At 45.0% G+C, this 21,645-nt stretch carries 11 protein-coding genes; 1 reads left to right on the forward strand and 10 read right to left on the reverse strand.

Going from position 1 to position 21,645, the window contains the following annotated elements:
• Window positions 1-313: 313 nt before the first annotated feature.
• The 4 genes from BLA28_RS05490 to BLA28_RS05505 form a co-directional block, all read right to left on the reverse strand.
• Window positions 314-2,197 (reverse strand): ABC transporter ATP-binding protein, encoded by a 1,884-nt coding sequence (locus tag BLA28_RS05490; RefSeq protein WP_169897202.1) that lies wholly within the window; start codon window positions 2,195-2,197, stop codon window positions 314-316.
• Window positions 2,184-4,031: an ABC transporter ATP-binding protein gene (locus BLA28_RS05495; protein ID WP_069156355.1), complete on the reverse strand. Its 1,848-nt coding sequence runs from the start codon at window positions 4,029-4,031 to the stop codon at window positions 2,184-2,186. Before BLA28_RS05495 ends, BLA28_RS05490 begins: the two co-directional genes overlap by 14 nt.
• 139 nt (window positions 4,032-4,170) lie before the next feature.
• Window positions 4,171-4,917, reverse strand: a complete 747-nt coding sequence (locus BLA28_RS05500; RefSeq protein ID WP_081329873.1) for a sensor histidine kinase — start codon at window positions 4,915-4,917, stop codon at window positions 4,171-4,173.
• Between the two features lie 5 nt (window positions 4,918-4,922).
• On the reverse strand, window positions 4,923-5,669 hold the full coding sequence (locus BLA28_RS05505; RefSeq protein ID WP_069156356.1) for a LytR/AlgR family response regulator transcription factor: 747 nt from the start codon (window positions 5,667-5,669) through the stop codon (window positions 4,923-4,925).
• 219 nt (window positions 5,670-5,888) lie between these two features.
• Between BLA28_RS05505 and BLA28_RS05510 the strand changes: the two genes are divergently transcribed.
• Entirely contained in the window at window positions 5,889-6,740 is an 852-nt protein-coding gene (locus BLA28_RS05510; RefSeq protein WP_069156357.1) for a CPBP family intramembrane glutamic endopeptidase, read from the forward strand.
• 101 nt (window positions 6,741-6,841) lie between these two features.
• Here the strand turns inward: BLA28_RS05510 and hflX are convergent, their stop codons facing one another.
• The 6 genes from hflX to BLA28_RS05540 form a co-directional block, all read right to left on the reverse strand.
• Window positions 6,842-8,140 carry a GTPase HflX gene (hflX, locus tag BLA28_RS05515; protein ID WP_069156358.1) on the reverse strand — a complete coding sequence of 433 codons (1,299 nt, stop codon included), beginning with the start codon at window positions 8,138-8,140 and terminating at the stop codon, window positions 6,842-6,844.
• A 577-nt stretch (window positions 8,141-8,717) separates the two neighbouring features.
• On the reverse strand, window positions 8,718-14,330 hold the full coding sequence (locus BLA28_RS05520) for an InlB B-repeat-containing protein (RefSeq protein WP_069156359.1): 5,613 nt from the start codon (window positions 14,328-14,330) through the stop codon (window positions 8,718-8,720).
• A gap of 326 nt (window positions 14,331-14,656) precedes the next feature.
• Complete coding sequence (locus BLA28_RS05525) at window positions 14,657-17,863, reverse strand: UvrD-helicase domain-containing protein (RefSeq protein ID WP_069156360.1); 3,207 nt, start codon at window positions 17,861-17,863, stop codon at window positions 14,657-14,659.
• 99 nt (window positions 17,864-17,962) lie between these two features.
• Complete coding sequence (locus tag BLA28_RS05530; RefSeq protein WP_141702877.1) at window positions 17,963-19,063, reverse strand: AI-2E family transporter; 1,101 nt, start codon at window positions 19,061-19,063, stop codon at window positions 17,963-17,965.
• Between the two features lie 146 nt (window positions 19,064-19,209).
• Window positions 19,210-20,928: an O-antigen ligase family protein gene (locus BLA28_RS05535; RefSeq protein WP_069156362.1), complete on the reverse strand. Its 1,719-nt coding sequence runs from the start codon at window positions 20,926-20,928 to the stop codon at window positions 19,210-19,212.
• On the reverse strand, window positions 20,916-21,632 hold the full coding sequence (locus BLA28_RS05540; protein ID WP_069156363.1) for an RluA family pseudouridine synthase: 717 nt from the start codon (window positions 21,630-21,632) through the stop codon (window positions 20,916-20,918). Before BLA28_RS05540 ends, BLA28_RS05535 begins: the two co-directional genes overlap by 13 nt.
• Window positions 21,633-21,645 lie beyond the last annotated feature (13 nt).

Raw genomic sequence — 21,645 nt, forward strand, 5'->3', positions numbered from 1 at the left:
CGCCCTTGCCGCCCTCCTTTTCCCAGCCCGCCTGGCCTTGCCCTCCCCTGTGGGGCAGCACCCTGCAAGGATTTCTGTAAGGGGCGTTATAAGCACGCCGGTCCTTAGGCTGCGTCCTGTGCAGCCTTAGTACCGCTGCGTGATTATCCGAGCGGGAGCGTCCCCTCTAAGGAACCTTGCAGGGTGCTGCCCCACAGGGGAGGGCAAGGCCAGGCGGGCTGGGAAAAGGAGGACGGCAAGGGCGGCAGGGCTGGCACAGACGGCGACTGAAGGCTGAACTGTAACGCTTATGCATTATAATTCCGTATGTATTTTAACCTTCCATAACCGGCTCTATACTATATTTTTCCGACTCTTCCGTATTATCCTCATAATACTGAGCCTGGGCATTCCACAGCTCCTGATACAGGCCTTCCCTTTGGGCAAGAAGGGTTTCATGATCTCCCCTCTGAACCAGCTGCCCCTGCTCAAATACCGCAATATCGTCACAGAACCGGCAGGAGGACAGGCGATGGGAAATGTAAACGGCGCTTTTGCTCCCCACCAGTGTTTCGAAACCGGAATATATTTCATATTCTGCCACGGGATCAAGAGCCGCAGTGGGTTCATCCAGGATAACGAAGGGCGCATCCTTATACAAAGCTCTTGCCAAGGCAATTTTTTGTGCCTCTCCCCCGGAAATTTCCACGCCGTCAGACTCAAAATCCCGGTACAAAGGAGTATCCAGACCTCTGGGCATATCAGGCATACGGTCGGAAAAACCTGTTTTGTTCAGGCAATCCTCTGCCTTCTGTCCATCCACTTCCACGGAGGCCGCCACATTCTGTCCGAGGGAAAAGGAAAATAATCTGAAATCCTGAAATACTACGGAAAATAAGGAAAGATATTCGCTATAATTATATTTCCTTATGTCGATTCCGTTCAGCAGGATTTCTCCCTCCGTGGGGTCATACAGCCGGCAGAGCAGCTTGATAAAGGTGGTCTTTCCGCTGCCGTTTCTTCCTACAACGGCAAGATGCTCTCCTACCTTCATTTTTAAGGAAAGATTACGTAAGGCCCAATTGTCGGAGCCGGGATAACGGAAGCTGACATTCCGGAATTCAATTTCATATTCATTATCATCCCTTTTTTCTACGGGAAGGGTTCCCTGGTACTTAATCGGTTTGGAATCCAGGATTCCCAGATAGTTTTCCAGGAACGGTTCTTCACTTCGAAGAGCGGATATTCCCGAAATAATTTCAGAAAAGCCTCCTGTAAACTGAGTAACTGCACCCACATACTGAACTATCATCCCTGCTCCGAAAGCACCGGCTATCGCTTTTGCTCCTATGAAAAAGTAAACACATCCGCCAAGAAGCACTCCCAGGCCGTCTTTTACCGCTTCATAGAAACCGGAAAGAAGCCCTCTCTTTCCCAGCCGGTCAATATCCAGCACCTTTTTCATTCCTTCCACAAGCATTTGTCCTTCGCTATACAGACGTATTTCTTTTCCATATCGGTAATCCATACAATCACCTGCATAGTACATAAAACTTCTGTTTCCCAGCATAAATTCTTCCATGAATTTGCGATCCAGCTCCACCTGCCTGCCATTCAGCCATACAGAGTATATGGATGCTCCCACAAGCAGCAGGATCATCAGAATGGACGCTGTTCGGGTGGAAAAAAAAGAGGTGCTTCCGTGAAACGGCATAAAAGCAGGAACCGCGAATACGATAGCTGTCCCTATGGTTATGGCTCCTTTTACAATGTTTTGTACGTTTCCGATTACCCTCCAGCATAAACCGCCTTCCATCTGTATTCTTTCCAGATAATATCTCTTTTTATTCTGATAGGACGGATCCCCCAGATTCTCATAATCTGTATTCAGGAACACTTCACTGATACTGTTATATTCCTTCCACATGATCTTTTCACTGGCAATGTTCTTCAGTTTTTCAATCCCCTGCATAAGAAGGTATACCGCCAGATTAATAGTCAGGGTTAATAATACATATCGTCCCAGCAGCTGCACATTTTTATTTCCAATCAGTTCATTCAGGATTCTGGCGCTGAAATAAAGGTTAATAAAAGGAGAAGCAACCTGAAGTATCGCATGAAAAACCACCACGAACCAGAACCCGCCGGTAAACTGGTGATACAGTCTAAAAATCCTTCCAAGCATATGAAGCTCCGTCCTGAGCTTATCTCTTTTCATATCCTTCACCCCTTTCCAGCTTTTTCTTATAATAATGACTCTGAATTTCATACATGTAAGCATAGGAACCTTTGCGGGCCATCAGTTCTTCATGGCTTCCCATTTCTGTAACGGAACCGTTTTCCAGGAAAAATATCCTGTCACAAAACCTGGTACTGGCCAATCTGTGGGATATGTAAAGAGAGGTTCGTCCTTTGGTGAGTTCCCCATATTTATGATATAATTCATTCTCCGCTATAGGATCCAGAGCGGCTGTCGGTTCATCCAGAATGATAACCGGCCCTTTTTTATACAATGCCCGCGCCAGCAGAAGTTTTTGCCATTCGCCTCCTGACAGCTCTTCCGCATCTTCATTCAGCGTTCGGTTAAGCATGGTATCCATTCCCTTTGGAAAGTCTTTTACCTTGTCCCACAACCCTGCCTGCTCCAGACACTTTTGTACCTCATCCCTGTCAAAATCCGTTTCACTGGCCGAAACATTCTGTGCGATGGAAAATGGCAAAAAATTAATTTCCTGGAATACGACGGAGAAAAGCCTGTAATATTCATCACGGCTGCAGGCTGCCATATCCTTTCCATTAATCAGAATCCTCCCCGAGGTGGGATGATATAAACCGCACAGCAGCTTTATACAGGTTGTCTTTCCCGCCCCGTTTAACCCTACTAAAGCCAGCTTTTCCCCCGGCTTTATAATAAAATTCAGGTCACACAGCGTATCCTTCTGCGCATCCGGATATCGGAAATAAACATGCTCAAAACAGATTTCAACAGGGCTCCCTTCCTCAGCTGTGATCGTCTGTTTTCCGTCATTCACATACGTATCCGGCATTTCTATAAATTCCCTGTAGTCACAGCATTCCATACTGAATCTGGACAGATTGCCGGTTTGATGCGCGATATCATTCAGCCATACGGAGAAACCGGCTACCGCTCCAAAATACATGGTAAAATCCCCTGCTGTTATCCGTCCTTCCAGCACCATTTTAATCAGAAGGAAATAGCAAATACCATCCCGCGCAAAGCTGAGAATTCCCTGTAGTGCATTAACTGCAAACCACCAAAATTCATTTTTACCGGTCAGCCTGCTTTTTTCAGATAAAAAGACTGAAAACAATTCACCGAACCAATCCCCGATCCGGAAAAGCCGGAAATCCTTTCCCGCCGCAAAATCAGTGGGAGTGTAAAACAAATAATAAAGCTTCTGATTCAATGCCGTACTTTCATCACGAATTCGGTATTCCAGCCGTCTGACTGCCTGACCTGCCGCAAATATCAACGCAGCTATTATCAGCAGGAAAGGAATAATCAGAGGATGCAGGGAGGCCACAATCCCCGCATATACCAGAAGCCCCAGAATATCTCCGCTGATTCCCACAAACGAAGAAATAACTGCCTCTCCCCCTGAATCACTGCCCCGCAGGAATTCCCTCGCCTTCTCTTTTTGCAGCTGCCCTTTGCTTTGCTCTATATTGGAATAATCTGTTGTAAAAATCTTTTCCGCCCAAATATAAAGATAATTCATCCGATTTTTGAGGCCAATAGCAAATATCTGTCCACGTGTAATATATTTGTCCACCATGTGGCACACACAAAGGATAAAGGTAAAAACAGATAAGACCGCCGCCAGCCTGAACAGAGAACCGCCTTCTGTGACACAGTCCAGCACTGCCTTCGGCAGTAATATACCCATTAAGGGAATCACCACTACAAGGGGAATTCTGCACAATCCCGTCAACATACCCTTTTTATCCCATTTCCACCACTTGGGCAATACATAGGCCAAATTCTGCAGTACCGAATACTTCGGCTTCTTTTTTACTTTTCCATTTCCCATATCTACACCACCCTGCTGACTTATTCGTATTACTACCATCCAAGGATAACACCTGTCACCAGGCAAAAGAAAATTCGTGCACAAAAGGTCATCTTTTATGCACGAATGGTTATCCCAGGCAATTGGAATTACCTGATATTTATAAGGGAAGCATCACTTCCGCAGCAAACACCCCTTCTTCATTTTGCCGGTTTACATAACCTCCATTTTGTTCCGCTATGACATCAATCCGCATGAGCCCGAAGCCGAAACGGGCCATTTCATCCCGTCCGCTTTTCGAGGACAGAAAACGGCCGCCTGTTTTCTCGGGTCTTTTTCCCATAGAGTTGGTTACGGAAATATATAACTGCTGCTTCATAATTCCTATATATACTCTTATGAACCTTTTTTCGGGCTCCTCTATCCGAAGGCAGGCCTCAATGGCATTATCCAGAAGATTTCCCAACATGGCACACAGATTCACATCAGAAATCCGCATCCGGCCGGGTACTTTTGCCTTGGCATTCACCGCAATACCTTTCGCGCGGGCCAGGGAAAGCTTACTGTTAAGAATGGCATCAGCCATGACATTTCCTGTTTTCAGCACCTGATCCACTTCGGTGAGATCTGCATTCAAGCCTTCCAGGTATTCTTTAAGACGTTGGTTTTCACCATTTTCCATTAAAATAAGCATGGTTTGTATATGATTGCGGAAATCATGCCGCCAGCCTCTCATCTGTCGGTACATGTTCTCCACTTCGTCCACCTGCCTGCTTATCAGATCATTTTGAAAGCCTTCGATTCTCCGATCCACCAGCCGGGTCAGATACCAACGGATAAGAAAAGAAAGGCCCACTGCCGCCAGTAAAAAAGCGGTTATATAGACGACTGCCAACCAGATACTCATAATCCTTAAGTCCTTTCCCCTGTTCCGTATTCTCCGCTTTCTTCTCTCCTGTAATATGCTACAAAAGCCCTGTTTACCTCCTGAAAAAGCCTTCTGCTGACAGGAACCGAAGTCCCGTCATCCAGCAGAAGCTCCTTCTTTTTTATTCTCGCGGCATAAGCCAGTCCCACGATATAGGAGCGATGGCACCTGATAAAATTTTTTCCCTCCAATTGCTCCTCCAGTGTATTAATTCCGCACCGAACCTCCAAAATTTCTTCCTTCATATGAATCTGAACCGTATGGGCAAAGGCTTCCATATACATAATCTCTTTTTGAGCCGCCCGTACTTTTTCGCCCTGCACTGTCGTTAAAAGAAGATAACTTTCTTCCTCTTCCTTCTTCGCCGCCTTGTCCAGACATTGAAAAAACTTATCCCTGCGTATGGGTTTTATCAGATAATGGAGGGCTGATACATCGTATCCTTCTTCTATGTAATCGGGCAGGGCGGTTATAAAAAGGATCTGCAGCTTCTCATCCTCTCCCCGCAGATATTTTGCCAGGGACACGCCGTCTTCCCCCTCCATCTGAATATCCAGCAGGATCAGCCACCAGTCCTTTTCCTCCTCCCATACAAAGCGGAAGGCCTCCGCACTGGGAAAAATCCTTGTCTCTATTTTTATATCGGAAGAAACAGCCCATTCCTTTATGTAACGTTCCAGCATTCCGGCCTGTTCCGGTTCATCATCGCATATTGCGGCTTTCAGCGGCATTTGTTTACTCCTGTTTTTATGGGAATATCAACGTTTTCTTTTTTTACATTCTAGGACAGACAAATATGGATGTCAATGCGTATACTTAACCTGTGCGCAGGAAAGATTTTTACAGAAGAACAAAAGGGCCGGCCGATGACATAATAAATATTGCAGAAACGTTTCCTGTGTGCATATAATAGGGAAAAGACAGACTGGAAATTAGGAGAACAATTACATATGAGCAAAGGAAAAAGAATCGGTTATGGAGTGCTTTCTTTACTGCCGCTGTTATTTATGCTGCTGATACAGGTTCTGGGGGGCCAGATAATTTATGCCGCTGTAACGGTCTATATGTCCATGCAGCCGGGAATGGATCCCGCTATGCTGAATGATATTGTTTATACTTATGTTATGGAGCATTATACAGGCGTTCTTGTATTGATTCAGGGTGTTACCCTTCTTGTTTTCGGGTGCTGGTATTATCTTGGCTTTACACGGAAAAAAGAAAGGGGCACTGTTAAAAAACTGCTTCATATACATAACCTGGCCGGTATTTTTTTGCTGTCTGTGGGTATTTATTTCTTCGTTACCCTCCTTTTGGGCGCGGCCGATCATCTGGTGCCTGATATCATGGACGAATACAATATGCTGATGGAGGAAAGCGGAATCGTAGGGCTTACATTGCTTTCATCCATCGTTACTCTGGTAATGGCACCGCTGGGTGAAGAGCTTATTTTCAGAGGGCTTACCCTCCAATATTTAAGAAAGACCGGACTCGGTTTCCATGCAGCAAATATCATTCAGGCCATTCTGTTCGGCATAGCTCATATGAACTGGATACAGGGAATTTATGCCTTCCTTCTCGGACTCATACTCGGCTGGCTCTGCAAACGCTTTAAAACTCTTGCGGCTCCCATGCTGCTGCACATGTTTTTCAATTTTTCAGGAACCTATATCGCCGCTCTGATTGATCCTTTGCCGGAAAACATTTGGCTCTTCCTCTTCCTCTTTGCGGCTTTTTCAATTTTTACATTCCTGGGGATAAAAGTATTGGAAAAAGCTCCTTTGTATCAGGAAAATACAATATAAAAAAAGAAAGCAGGGAAGAAATCCAGTAATCCGGTTTCTTCCCTGCTGTTTTTATGGAGGAGCGCTAATCAGACTCCCTTTTTGGCAGATAAAATTATTTTTCAGTCTTCCGGGAATAAATATTCCCTGTATTTGGAGTAATCACTTTCCCTGCAGTCCACAAAGAGTTTTACCCCTTCCGCCAGATATTCCTGGCTGCTGACTGTCGCATTGCTGTTTAAATAGCTGACAATTTCTCCTTTTTCGTAAGGGATAAGAAATATGCCTTCCCTGTTTCCGGAGAAAACCCTTTTTTTAATCATCTGCAAAAGCTCCTGCAGGCCTATGCCGTCACGGGCGGACATAAAAATCTTATTTCCGTCAATCCTGGGTAGTTCTTCCTTTGCCATAATGAGATCCGCTTTATTCATCACATATATGCAGGGAATCTTTTCGGCTCCCAGCTCCCGCAGGGTTTCTTCTGTTACCTGAATGTGTTCCCGGTAGTGTTCATCCGATGCGTCTACAATCTGTAAAAGCAAATCCGCATAACGGACCTCATCCAGCGTAGAACGAAAAGCCTTAACCAGCCCATGAGGCAGCTTGCTTATAAATCCAACCGTATCAGACAGCAGAAAATCCTTTCTGTCATTCTGGTTGATTTTTCGAACAGTAGTGTCCAGTGTAGCAAAAAGCATATCTCTTGCCACCACCATTTTCTCCTCTTTTCCCACATAGGTTTCCACCATCTTGTTCATAAGAGTGGATTTCCCTGCGTTGGTATAGCCCACAAGGGCCACCTGGGGAAGGGAAGAATCATTCCGACGCTTACGCTGGGTATTCCTGTCATGTTCAATGGCTTCCAGCTCTCTGCGCAGTTCACTTATTCTCTTTTCAATTTTACGTCTGTCAAGCTCTATCTGCTTTTCACCGGTACCCTTATTACTCATGCTTCCGCTGGCTCCGGCCTGCCGTCCAAGGGCTTCCCTCATGCCTACAAGACGAGGCAGCATGTATTGGAGATTGGCTGACTCTACCTGCAGCCTTGCCTCCCGGGTTTTGGCTCTCCGGGAAAAAATCTCCAGAATCAGATTGGTCCGATCCATTATGGGGACTCCCACTTCCTTCTGCAGATTTTTCAGCTGGGAAGGGGATAAGGTTTCATCAAAAATCACATAGTCCAAATCCATCTGTTCCACGGTTTCCTGAACTTCCTTAACCTTACCGCTTCCTATATAATAAGCGGGATTAAGGGATGAAAGGTTCTGTTCTATTTTGGCCGTAACTTCCATTTCGCAGGCCTCTGCCAGGCTTTCCAGCTCTTCCATGGAGGTTTCAAAATCAGGATTATCATCCACGTTAACCCCTACCAGAAGAACCCGGGATATATTTTCCTGCTGTGTATTGTTATTTTCGTTCATTCATTTCCTCTTTTCTACGCTGCTTTTCCATGTAGTATTATACTTATTTTGTTCTGTTATTACAGGTATCCGTTTGTGACAGCAGCGCAGACACAAACTTATTTACAGAAAGTTTCTTTTTCGTATCCATTCCTTAATCTGATAAAACAAATATTTTTATGCGTAAACATTTCATTTCCTCCATTTTCTCATTTTCAGGTACAAAAAAAGAGACTGCTTCCTGCATAATCCGGCTTGAATTAATCCCCGGAAAATGCCAAAGAAACAAATACTATTCCCATCATATGCAGACGTATACAAAAAACCTGACGCTGCTGCCGACTATAACCGGATACCGCGTAAGGCTGCCATACCGCATATTTTTCCTTTGGAATAGTTATCTGAATCTTATTCTAATAATCAATCTCTCTGACCTCTGATTTCTATTAATTTTTATAAAGCACCTGAAAATGTTATTACAAATTCATCATAGTGGGGATCAGTATGTTTTGTCAAGGATATTCTGAAGAAAACATGGGGAGCCATTATAACTGCAATGGCTCCCCATGTCTTTATTCGTAAAAATTATAGTTCTGATTTACTGCTCTTCTTTTTTACGTTTCTTTGCAGTAATCCCCAATGTAAGGATTGCTCCTACAATAATCAGTGACCAGGCGGCGATTGGAGCTGTGTCTCCGGTTCCGGGACCTTTGGCCTCACCCAGAACTCCAACCTCAGGCGCTGCTGCTTCACCCAGAACTCCTACTTCAGGCTGTACGGGTGCAAATGCTTCTCCCAGTACGGCGGTTGCTTCTGTAGGTGCCGTTACTGTGGGTGTTGTTCCTGTCGGTTCATCCGGTGTCGGGGTGGGAGCAGGAGGGGTAACAACATCCTCTTCAAAATGTGCAGTGTATGTTGCTGCTGCATATAACTCGTTTACTCGTTGAGGTACATATGTCTCATCTGTGCTTACTACTGTGCCATCTTCATTGGTCCAGTTAACGAAATGATAACCTGGGGCTGCAGTGGCTGTGGAACCTGTGGCTGTACCATTGACTGCCAGTATTGTTTCACTGTCATTGTTTACGTTTCCATTTGCATCGGCGATGTATTTGATGGTGACTTCATTTTCCAGATAGTTTACTTTAATAACATCTCCATCAGATACTGTCATTCCCTCTTTGATGTCTGCAGGATTATAATTGTCAAATGTATATCCCGTGTAATTATTCTGTGCAAGGGAATCTGCTGTTACTGTCAGTTCCTTAGCTCCATTTACCCATACCTTATCGGTTACCTCTACATCATCGTCTAACTGATGCACTCCGGCTACCCAGTGCTGTACCGTGTACTTCACTTCTACCTTGGCATCTTCATCCTTTTCGTAATTCACCCGGATGATTTGTTCGTCTGCTACTATACTGCCTGCTTTGATGTCTGCAGGAGCATAGCTGCTGAATTTGTATCCCGGATAGGTATTCTGTGCAAGGGAGTCTGCTGTTACTGTCAGTTCCTTAGCTCCATTTACCCATACCTTATCGGTTACCTCTACATCATCGTCTGACTGATGCACTCCGGCTACCCAATGCTGTACTGTGTATTTCACTTCTGTTTTGGCATCTTCATCCTTTTCGTAATTCACCCGGATGATTTGTTTGTCCGCTACTACACTGCCTGCTTTGATGTCTGCAGGAGCATAGCTGCTGAATTTGTATCCTGTATAAGTATTCTTTGCAAGGGAATCTGCTGTTACTGTCAGTTCCTTAGCTCCATTCACCCATACCTTATCGGTTACCTCTACATCATCGTCTAACTGATGCACTCCGGCTACCCAATGCTGTACCGTGTACTTCACTTCTGTTTTGGCATCTTCATCCTTTTCATAATTCACCCGGATGATTTGATTGTCTGCTACTACACTGCCTGCTTTGATGTCCGCTGGATCATAGCTGCTGAATTTGTATCCCGGATAGGTATTCTGTGCAAGGGAATCTGCTGTTACTGTCAGTTCCTTAGCTCCATTCACCCATACCTTATCGGTTACCTCTACATCATCGTCTGACTGATGCACTCCGGCTACCCAATGCTGTACCGTGTACTTCACTTCTACTTTGGCATCCTCATCCTTTTCGTAATTCACCCGGATGATTTGTTTGTCTGCTACTACACTGCCTGCTTTGATGTCCGCAGGAGCATAGCTGCTGAATTTGTAGCCCGGATAGGTATTCTTTGCAAGGGAATCTGCTGTTACTTTCAATTCCTTAGCTCCATTTACCCATACCTTATCGGTTACCTCTACATCATCGTCTGACTGATGCACTCCGGCTACCCAATGCTGTACCGTGTACTTCACTTCTGTTTTGGCATCTTCATCCTTTTCATAATTCACCCGGATGATTTGTTTGTCTGCTACTATACTGCCTGCTTTGATGTCTGCTGGAGCATAGCTGCTGAATTTGTATCCTGTATAAGTATTCTTTGCAAGGGAGTCTGCTGTTACTGTCAGTTCCTTAGCTCCATTTACCCATACCTTATCGGTTACCTCTACATCATCGTCTGACTGATGCACTCCGGCTACCCAATGCTGTACCGTGTACTTCACTTCTACCTTGGCATCTTCATCCTTTTCGTAATTCACCCGGATGATTTGTTTGTCTGGTACTATACTGCCTGCTTTGATGTCTGCTGGAGCATAGCTGCTGAATTTGTATCCCGGATAGGTATTCTTTGCAAGGGAATCTGCTGTTACTGTCAGTTCCTTAGCTCCATTTACCCATACCTTATCGGTTACTTCTACATCATCGTCTGACTGATGAACTCCGGCTACCCAGTGCTGTACCGTGTACTTCACTTCTACCTTGGCATCTTCATCCTTTTCATAATTCACTCGGATGATTTGTTTGTCTGGTACTATACTACCTGCTTTGATGTCTGCAGGAGCATAGCTGCTGAATTTGTATCCTGTATAAGTATTCTTTGCAAGGGAATCTGCTGTTACTGTCAATTCCTTAGCATCATTTACCCATACCTTATCGGTTACCTCTACATCATCGTCTGACTGATGTACTCCGGCTACCCAATGCTGTACCGTGTACTTCACTTCTACCTTGGCATCTTCATCCTTTTCGTAATTCACCCGGATGATTTGTTTGTCTGCTACTATACTGCCTGCTTTGATGTCTGCTGGAGCATAGCTGCTGAATTTGTAGCCCGGATAGGTATTCTTTGCAAGGGAATCTGCTGTTACTGTCAGTTCCTTAGCTACATTCACCCATACCTTATCGGTTACCTCTACATCATCGTCTGACTGATGTACTCCGGCTACCCAGTGCTGTACCGTGTACTTCACTTCTACTTTGGCATCCTCATCCTTTTCATAATTCACCCGGATGATTTGATTGTCTGCTACTATACTGCCTGCTTTGATGTCTGCTGGAGCATAGCTGCTGAATTTGTAGCCCGGATAGGTATTCTTTGCAAGGGAGTCTGCTGTTACCTTCAGTTCCTTAGCACCATTTACCCATACATTATCAGTTACCACTACATCATCGTCTGATTGGTGCACTCCGGCTACCCAGTGCTGTACTGTATACTTCACTTCTACTTTGGCATTTTTATCCACTTCATATAATACAATAACTTTATCGTTATCTTTTACTTCCTGCGGCAGTTTTGGAGAATCCGTTTTCTGTTTATATCCGGTGAAAGTCTTAGTTGCTACTTTTTCTACAATATAGCTGTCTGCTTCTACCCAAATATTTACTTTCTCATTTACTGTATCAAAAACAGTACCATCTTCAGTCTGGTATACGACCTGATATTTTAATTCCCTGGTATCATCCATATTAGGTACATAATGGCCATAATAGGTGGTAGGTCCATTAACAGTCCAATCTGTTACCTTCTGAGTACATGCCTTATCTGAATACCAGCCTTCAAATACATAACCATTAATAAATGCTGCTGTCTTGGTAGTTGGGGTTACAGTCGCTTTTCCATCTAATAGTTTAACTTTATTATAGTAATCTACTAATTCAAAACTGTTTTCATCTGAATCCGCTCCGGCTCCCGGAGGTACCGCTTTAAATGCAACTGTCGTATAATTCACAGTGCTGTACGAAACATATCCATCAACGTGATAACATTTGGTACCGGCACTTACCAAGGGCTTGTCAGTATTACTGTTAGCTCCGTTTGCCCAAGGTGTTTTATACCAGATAACATCTCTTACTTCAATATCTGAACCATATCTCTGTTTAACTGCCTGAAGGACTTGTTCTTTATCCGGATAGGTAACTACATTAGAAGTTCCCTGATGTTGTACTAAGTCAGATTTTTGCGAATCTCCATCATACGGAATTACACTTCCCTGTCCTACATAGAAATAATCCTTTGCTATAGTAGAACCGATTTCCTTTTCTGGCAATAATACATAAAAGTATGCTGTTACGGCTTGTTTATCATCTGAAGTAACCTTAATTGTAGTAGTTTCCTTCACATTTTTCCCATAAATGTTCTCATACTCATGGGTTATGACAGCAGTTCCCTGATTAACACCGGTTATTGTTATGAAACCGGTACCTTTGTTACCGTCTATTTCTACAATATTTTTATTGCTAGTACTCCAGTTGTTACTAGAATCCAAATTTCCTGCACTAAGAGTTTTAGTTTCGCCAACTTTAAGATAAATGGTCTCACTCTTCGTTACATATTTCCACCCGCTTCCTGCCAATACATATATAGAAAAGCTGTTGGCAGTAAAACTCACATCGCTGTTCTTTCTGTTTTCAGCAACAGACTGGGCTTCATCCCCTGACATATGATAAATATCAAAGTTTTCGCCTTCAACTCCGGTTCCTATGATTTGTACGGAAACACCGCCCTTAGGCTGAATCTCATTTCCATCTTTATCCAGAATTGTGATATCAAATGCTCTTAAGTCAACCAGTTCTTTTCCTTTTTCCTCAAGCTTTGTTTCAACTGCATTCTGTACTGTACCGGCAGAAACTTCTTCCGCAACTACTTTATAACCTTTCGGAAGTACCCCTGCAGAATAGGTAGTAACTTTTATCGTTACGCCATTTACTTCTACAGTATCTATAGTTTCAATATATTCTTCCTCTTCTTCTTCCTTCTCTGCAAAAGTCACCTTAACTTCTACATCCTTAGAAGGAGATACCGCATACTTATTATCACTTCTGGAAATAACTGTTCCATCAATAATTACTTCAGCAACTTCATAACCATCTTCCGGATTCACATAGAACTCCAGAGATTTCTTATTTTCAACTTCTACCTGACTGCCAATTTCATTGCCGTCAGCGTCAGTAATACTTCCTTTGCCTTCCACCTGAAATGACACTACAGAAAATTCCCTGGTTACGTCCTCAGTTTCGGTTTCCAGCACTTCTTCTGTTTCAGTCTCAATCTCAGATTCGGTTTCTATTTCTGTTTCGGTCTCAGATTCCGTCTCGGTCTCTGCTTCCGTTTTCGTTTCAGTTTCCGTCTCAGACTCGGTTTCTGCAGCAGATTCTGTTATAGTTTCTGTTTCGGTTTCCGTCTCTGTGGAAGCCTCTGCATTATCATTCTTTTCTGCCTTTACAGTAACTGTTATATCCTTATCCGGATTAATTTTATAAATACCATTTTCTGAAGAAAGTTCATTATTATCTGCTGTAACTTTTACAGAAGTTCCTTCTCCAGCTTCTACTTTGAAGGACAGCTGTTTTCCATTTTCAACTTCCAGTGTTCCGGTGATTTCCTGGCCATCTTCCTTAAAAACTTTGACATCGCCTTCTGTGTTGAAATTCACTTTCCACTTGGAATTCTGATTTGCCTCCTCAGAAATACTTTCTGTATTCTCTTCTGTTTTACTTTCCTCTTCAGAAGTTTCTGTAGTTAATTCCTCTTCCTGGCTGACAGATGTGCTTTCAGCTGAAGACTCCTCTGAAGATTCTGAAGCGCTTTCCGAAGAACTTTCTGATGCTTCTTCCTGATTTGACTTATTTTCCCCGGAGTTTTCTTCCTCTCCGCCGGAATTCGTATTTTCTGAAGCTTCTGCAGAATGTGTTTCAGACGATGCTTCACTGCTCTGCTCCGTTTCATTTTCTGATGCAAGAACAGTAAGCCCGTCATTGCCTACTGTTGTGGCAATTAATACAAAAGCCAGTAAAAACGCCCATAACCTCTGCATGCCCTTTGTTTTCTTCATCTGATTTTCTCCTCTCTGTTCTGACCATCTATCACTTGTTCTTTTCATCCGGTTTATATCGATCCTTCAGTCTGTAATGTGCTGCTTCTGATTATCATCAGGTTCTGCCACACTGTTCCGCTGCCCGGAGAGTATTTGCAGGAATGTTTTTATTAGATTAACTTGATTATATAATCAGCACCGTAACACCAAGCGTTACATTTTTACTAAAATCAAATATTTTAACTAAATCATGAAATTTATTAAAATAAAAACCGCCCGGGAATTTATTTCCCGAACGGTCTCCTGAATGTATCCATATTATTTAGTTAGTAAGCTCTGCTCTCTTATGTCCATTCCATATCAAAAAGGCTCAACTGGACCACTTCTTCCACCGGCTTCTCTTTTTTTGCTTTTTCCATCACCGCATGTTCTTCCGAAATTTCCCCAAGAAAAACAGAGGGCTCTCCTGATGAGGTTATAATCAGTTCTTCGGCGGCCCGTGTCATCCCCACATAAAAAAGACGCCTCTCCTCTTCCATATCTCCCGCTGCCGTTCCCAGCTCCAGCGGCATCAGCCCTTTTCTCATGCCATACAGGAATACGGCGGGGAATTCCAGGCCTTTGGCGCCATGCAGTGTCATGAGCATTACTGCATCAGCCGGAAATTTGCGGCTTCCGCACCGTCTTACATCCCCTTCAGAGCCAAAAGAAATGGTCTCAAGGAAACTTTCCATAGATGGATTGAGCACAGCAGCGTTCAGAAGCCTGGACATGGCTTCGCTCTCTTCCAGCTTCCGATCCTTTATCCATACCTCAAGCAGCTTTTCTGTTTTTTCCCTGCGGACTTTTTTCCCGTATTTGTCGGCAAGCATGGACAGCTGTTCCTCAGCCATGGTTTCTTCTGCCGGCCAGATAAGCTTCCGGCAGAAACTGCGGGAAACAAGATCCTCCGGACAGAGCAGGTATTGGAAGAAATAAAGGGTACCCCGGACATTTTTATCCAGAAGAAAATCCTCACGTCCCGCTACCACGTATGGTATCCCTTCCTGCCGAAGGCATTTTTCCAGAAGCTGCGCCTGTCTGTGGGTACGGTAGAGGACTGCAATATCAGAAAAGCTTCTGACCCTTTTTACCTCACCTCCATGGTTTTCTTCCACATCGAGCATATCAATACCACCGATAAGTCGGTTGATTTCCTTGGCAATAAATATAGCTTCTCCCATTTCGCCGGGAGCCTCTACCACACGGACGGAGGCACCTGCCGGGTTCGATGCCCGCATATTGCGCTCCGGCCCTTTGTTATGAGATATCACATCCAATGCACAGGCTACAATTTCCGGCGTGGAACGGTAGTTATCTGTCAGCCGTATCGTGCGCAGCATGGGATAATCCTTTTCCAGCCGGGCAAAGCACTGTGAATCCGATCCCCGGAAGCCATAGACAGACTGATCCGGATCTCCGATAACAAATAATTCCTGTCCGTTTTTATTCCACACGCGAAGAAGGTCATACTGGACCGGATTAATATCCTGAAATTCATCCACCAGCAGGTAACGGAATTGTTTTTCCTGTGCCGAAATATCCTCATCCAGGAAAAGCTTCCTTGTTTTCAGAAGAAGGTCATCGTAATCCAACGCTTTTTCCTCTTCCAGCATCTCCTGGTAATATGCCGCCGCTTCCTCGGTAACAGGAGACTGAAGTCCCTGAATCCCACATTTCAGAAGAGAGAGTTCTCTCAGGAAACGGGATACGGAAAGCTTCAAATCAAATCTGGTGATTGTTTTTCCTGCCAGTTCCTCCATCAGGCCTTCGTCAGCCACGAAAAAATCCTCTCCTCTGTCGCCGAGTATTTTGCTGCATATGCCGTGGAATGTTCCGATGCATAATTCTTTGCTTATACGTTTTCCTTCGGGAAGCTTTTCCAGCCTGCTGCGCATTTCTTCCGCGGCCTTGTTTGTAAAAGTAACTGCGGTAATCTCCGAAGGCCTGATTTTCCGGTCTTCCAGAAGACTGCATATGCGGGAAATCAAAGTCCTCGTTTTCCCCGCGCCCGGCCCGGCAATTACTGCCACAGCCCTGTCACGGGCCGATACCGCCTCCTGCTGTGCCGGGCTCAGGCTGTTCTTATGTAATTCCTCCGCATTCCCCCCGATTATATCCTTTTCCTTTGCTTCCTTATCTGTTTCGGATCCGCTTCCCTGTTCCCGGGCTGATGCGGAAATTTTACCGGATTCCGTATCGTTTACTATAGTTGCTTTCTTTTTTTCCTGAAGCCTTTCTTCCATAAAAAAACTGAGCTGTCCTTCCAGTCCGTCGATTTCCGAAGGAGTTAAAAGTTTTATCGTCCCATATTCACCATCGAATCCCGGGGTACGTTCTACCTTTCCTTCGCGCAGACGGTGGATTCCCTCTGCCACAGGCGCACCGGCAGCTTTTTTAATGTCCTCCACCGGAATATTTCTCAGGATTTCAAACTCGGATCCCAGCTTCACAAGCATGGATTCGTATTGTTCCAATACCTTTTTGGAAGCCGCCGATTTTCCGGTGCAGGCCCCGATAACTTCCGGGAGGGGAACCAGGCTTTCAAAAGGCTTCGCCCCTGAAAGCACAAAATCCTCTTTCCGATCCGCAAGCTGCTCCACTCTATGTAAAACACCTATTGTCAGTTTTTTCCCGCATACCGGACATATATTGCCATAGGCCGCAGCCTCGGACGGGCTGATGCAAAGGGAACATTTCCGGTGTCCGTCAAAATGATATTTCCCCTCCTCCGGGAAAAACTCAATTGTTCCTTCCAGTCCGTTTCCTGTGGATATGGCTTCTGCCAATCCTCCGTAAGAAAGAGGAATCTGAAAAAGATTTGCCTCCCTTCCCAGCTTTGCCGGAGAATGGGCGTCAGAATTGGAAATCAGCTGGTAAGAATCCAGAGCCGATATCCTCCAGTTCATAGGCGGATCCGATGACAGTCCGGTCTCCAGAGCATGTATATAGGGTGTCATGTCCTCAAAGCATTCCTCTATCGTATCAAATCCGGAAAATGCGCCGAACATGGAAAAATGAGGCGTCCAGATATGCGCCGGCACATATACGCCCTCCGGTACCGTTTCAAGCATGATTTCCAGCAAATCCCTGCAGTCCAATCCCAGAATCGGCCTTCCGTCGGAATGGATATTTCCGATAAGCTCCAGACGGCGCGCCAGCCTGTCCGCCTCCTCCAGGCCGGGCAGCAGAAGCAGGCTGTGAACCTTCCTCACTTTTTCGTTCTTTTTATAAATAGAACTGATCTCTCCGGTGAGTACAAACCTGGGCTTCCGGTTATCCGGCGCACCTGCATCCATTATCCGGTATTCATCCTTCAACGTATATAAGCCATCTTCTGCCGGCTCCAGCTTCTCCTTCAATTCTTCCCTCCATGCAGGATGGGTGAAATCTCCGGTTCCTACAATATCAATTCCTTTTTTTCTGGCCCATAAATCCAGATATTCAGGTGTGCAGTCTCTGCTCGTTGCCCTGGAATACCTGGAATGTATGTGCAAATCCCCTATATACATAGCGTTTACCTCATTTGCTTCCCATATGAAAACCAATTGTTTTATCTTTTATTTTTCCGTATCTTTTATGCAGTACATTTTTTCCCTGCATATTGTAAATTATAACTTTTTCTCACTTTTTTCGCAAGAGAAGCTGCTGCCCCCGCTGTCTTTATTACATAGACATTTCCATATTTCCAGCAATACTACCATGGCCAGAGGGCCTTTGATGATTCCTGATATTCCAAACAGCTTTACACCGGCATAAACAGAAAGAAGCATAAAAACAGGCGAGATTCCTGTTTTGCTGCCCATCAGTTTCGGTTCCAGGAATTCCCTGGCTCCCATACACGCCACATAAATTACCACACACAGAATAGCAGCGCCAAACCTTCCGTTCACCAGCTGCCAGAATGCAGTCGGCATAAGAACAATACCTGTTCCGATAAAGGGAAGGGCATCAAGCATCCCTGCCAGAATGCCAAGAAGAAAAGCATTTTCCACTTTTCCTATCCATAACCCTATGCAGCATATCAGCATTATCACCAGAAGAATCACTGCCTGGGCTTTCAGATATACTGCGACCAGACGGATAATTCTCTCCCCGATATCAAATACTTTTTCTATGATTTCCGAACTTTCCCCGCCCTCCTGCAGCCGTTCCACCATGCCGTCATAATCCTTGCACAACAGAATGGAGGCGATAAAACTCACTCCCAAAAAAGCGGCAGCGGAAAGAATTTTTTTCAGATACCACCATGATTCCCTCATCATGGCCGGGAAAAAATCCGCCTGAAGGTTTTCTATAAAAATCTCAACCTTCTCAATTATCACCCGTTCCACCTTTACCGCATCCACTCCGAAATGCTCCTGTGCAAACAGACAACAGTCGCCAAAAAAACACTGTATCTGCTTACACATCCCATCCCAGTTCTCCGTAAGTACCCTCACCTGCCCCAGGCCGCACTGCAGCAAAATCCACAGAACCACCAAAAGCACTGCCGCCGCACCTGCCATAACTCCTGCAAGCAGAATTTCCTTTCTGATATGGGTTTTCCTCTGTACCCGGTTCAGCCAGGGATTGCATAGATAAACGATACAAAAAGAAAGCAGGAACGGCGTGACAAGCGGAAACAAATAGCGGAATCCAATAAATACGCCTAATCCTGCCGCTACGGCAAAAATCCACTTTTTCGAACCTTTTTCCAGTAATTTCCCCATACCCTTTTCACCCGTTTCTTTCAAAATTTTCACGAGATTAGTATAAGGATTTCTATTAAATCTATCCTGCTTCAGAAAAGATTAGAGCTGCCAGTTTCAACCACCGGCAGCTCGTTTTTCCAATTATTTTCTTAAATTAATATTTTTTATGAATGCTTACGCTCATTGATACGCACAGCGCTTTCCGCCAGCCCCATTACAATAAATAAAAAGGGGGTGCAGCAGACCTGCTGATAACAGAAAAAATTATGTCCTGCATAGGCCAGAATGGAAAGCATTCCTGCCAAAACAAACGCTGAAAGCCATGTACTTTCCGTGCCCTCGGATTTTTTTTCCCATGCCTTGAAAAACCTCCATACTCCCATACCAAGCATGGCCAGAAAAGCAAGCAGTCCCACGATTCCTATGCAGATAAGCAGGTTCAGGAATTCATTATGCGCATTGGTAAGGATATTCGGCTTCCAATATTGGTACAGCAAATCGGCATACTCAGGGATACTGTAGCTGTAAGCTTTAAAGCAATCCGGTCCTGCGCCGAATAGTTTACGGAGCGGCGTCATCTCTGCAAACATACCTGCGGCAGCCTTCCAGGTAAAGCCCCTGTCGCTGCCCCATTTATTATCAAACAGCAGATATTGATTATGAAAGGTGATTCCGAACCATTTTTCCCAAAGCCCAGCCGTATTTCCTATAATAAGCAGCAGCGCCAGCACTGCCGCTGATAAAACCCCAATTATACAGATCAGCCGCAGCTTTTTTTTCCATTTTCCCCATTCTTTTTCCACAGCCGCCTTTCCTTTTTTTTCTTCAAATTGAAGAAGTACAATTAAGCAGATGGAGAAGAACAGCAGAAGCAGCCAGGAAAGCCACCCCCGGGAAAACATAACGGACAGCCTGCCAAGCTCCAATGCCCTGTCCGAGAATCCCCACTGAAGGAATCCGATTGCCTTGAAAGAAGCCGCCCCCAGAATTGCCGTCTCCAGGAACCGTTCCATCTTATCCGGGCTGCCGCACGCCGCCACAAATAACCCAGTAAAAAGCAGGGCAAGCGATGCGAAAGCACTGTCGCTGTTTTGAGTCACCAGAGTCATAAATCCCAAAACACAATAGAGTCCCGAAGCAATCCGTATTTTATTGCTCTTTGCCGCAAAAAAAATACAGAGCCCAATAGCAAAAACAGTGCAGACATAGCTGGAATACCAGGTCGCCTGTCCAATAGTTGACAGGAATAAAATCAGATAGGAACTGCTGATCCCTTTATACATCCCCAGCGGATCCACTCCAAAGCGGTTAAGGATCCCCAGGATAAAGGTAATCCCGGAGCCTGCAAAAAAACCATAAAGAATCAATTTCCCGGCCAGACCGGTTCCCCGTTTCTCTTTCCCGTTTTTCCACGGGAAAAAACGGGAAATAAGGAAATAAGAGGCACCCATAAGCAGCTGGGTACGCAGGCCCATATTCCAGCCGCTTACCCCTTCCCATGCATCTGTACGGAAATCACTCAATACAAAAGAAATGACCGAGGCCCCCATATACAGCAGCACACCGATATCCGCCAGGGAAATTTCCTTCTTCCATTCTCCGCAGTCCCTTTTCATCATTTTCCCAAGCAAAACCACCACCGCGAGAACCGCTGCGGGGAACAGTATAAGAGTGGAGGTCCCTGAGAAAAAAGAAAATTTATATCCGCCTATTTCATGGTATTTGTTACCGAAATACAGCGGAAATATTGTGAGCATAAGAAACATCCAGCAGCCCGTAAGGAATTGGGCAGCATCCCTGATATTGCCGAAGAACCAATCCGTACCTTTATCCTTATTCTCAACGCTTTTTTCCTGTTCCTTTCTTTCTGTCAGCTGATCCATGGATGCTCCTCCGTCTGAAAATCCATCCTTCTGCCTGTTGCCGGATGATAAAAACTCAGGCGGCAGGCACATAAACAGATGTTGGTTATTCCCTTCCCTGCAGAATATTCCCTGCTTTTTTCAGTCCCGTATCTGGCATCACCCAGCAGCGGCAGTCCCGCATGGGCAAACTGTACCCTGATCTGGTGATGGCGTCCGGTCAGCAGCCGGATATTGACAAGGGCCTGTTTTTCTTTTTTTTCCTTCACTTCATAAACCAATTCCGCCCGTTTGGCATCCTTTGTTCCGGAAGGCACCACAGCAGAAGTATTCTTTCTTCCGTCTCGGAGCAGATAATCCTCCAGCTTTACGCTTAGGCCGGGTTCAGGTAAATTCTCAGCCTCTCCGGTAAAAACAAGAGCACAGTACTCTTTTTCCATAAAGGCCGCCGGCTTTTTCTTTTTTCCGGATTCCTGTCCCGTTTCATGGGACGCCTGACGGCTCAGGGCTGCTGCCGCAGCCGGCGTTTTTGCAAAAACAAGGATTCCTGAAACAGGCTGATCCAGTCGGTGCACCACACCGAGATAAGGATTTTTCCCTCCCAGATAATTTTTGAGTTCACTGACCATATCCGGTTCTCCCAGCCTGGCGCTCTGGACGGCTATGCCGGGAGGTTTATAGCAGACGAGGATGTCTTTATCTTCTGCCAGTATTGTTGATTTCATTTATTTTCCTCTT

Origin of the sequence: Eisenbergiella tayi (assembly GCF_001881565.1) — a bacterium.
GTDB lineage: Bacteria > Bacillota > Clostridia > Lachnospirales > Lachnospiraceae > Eisenbergiella > Eisenbergiella tayi.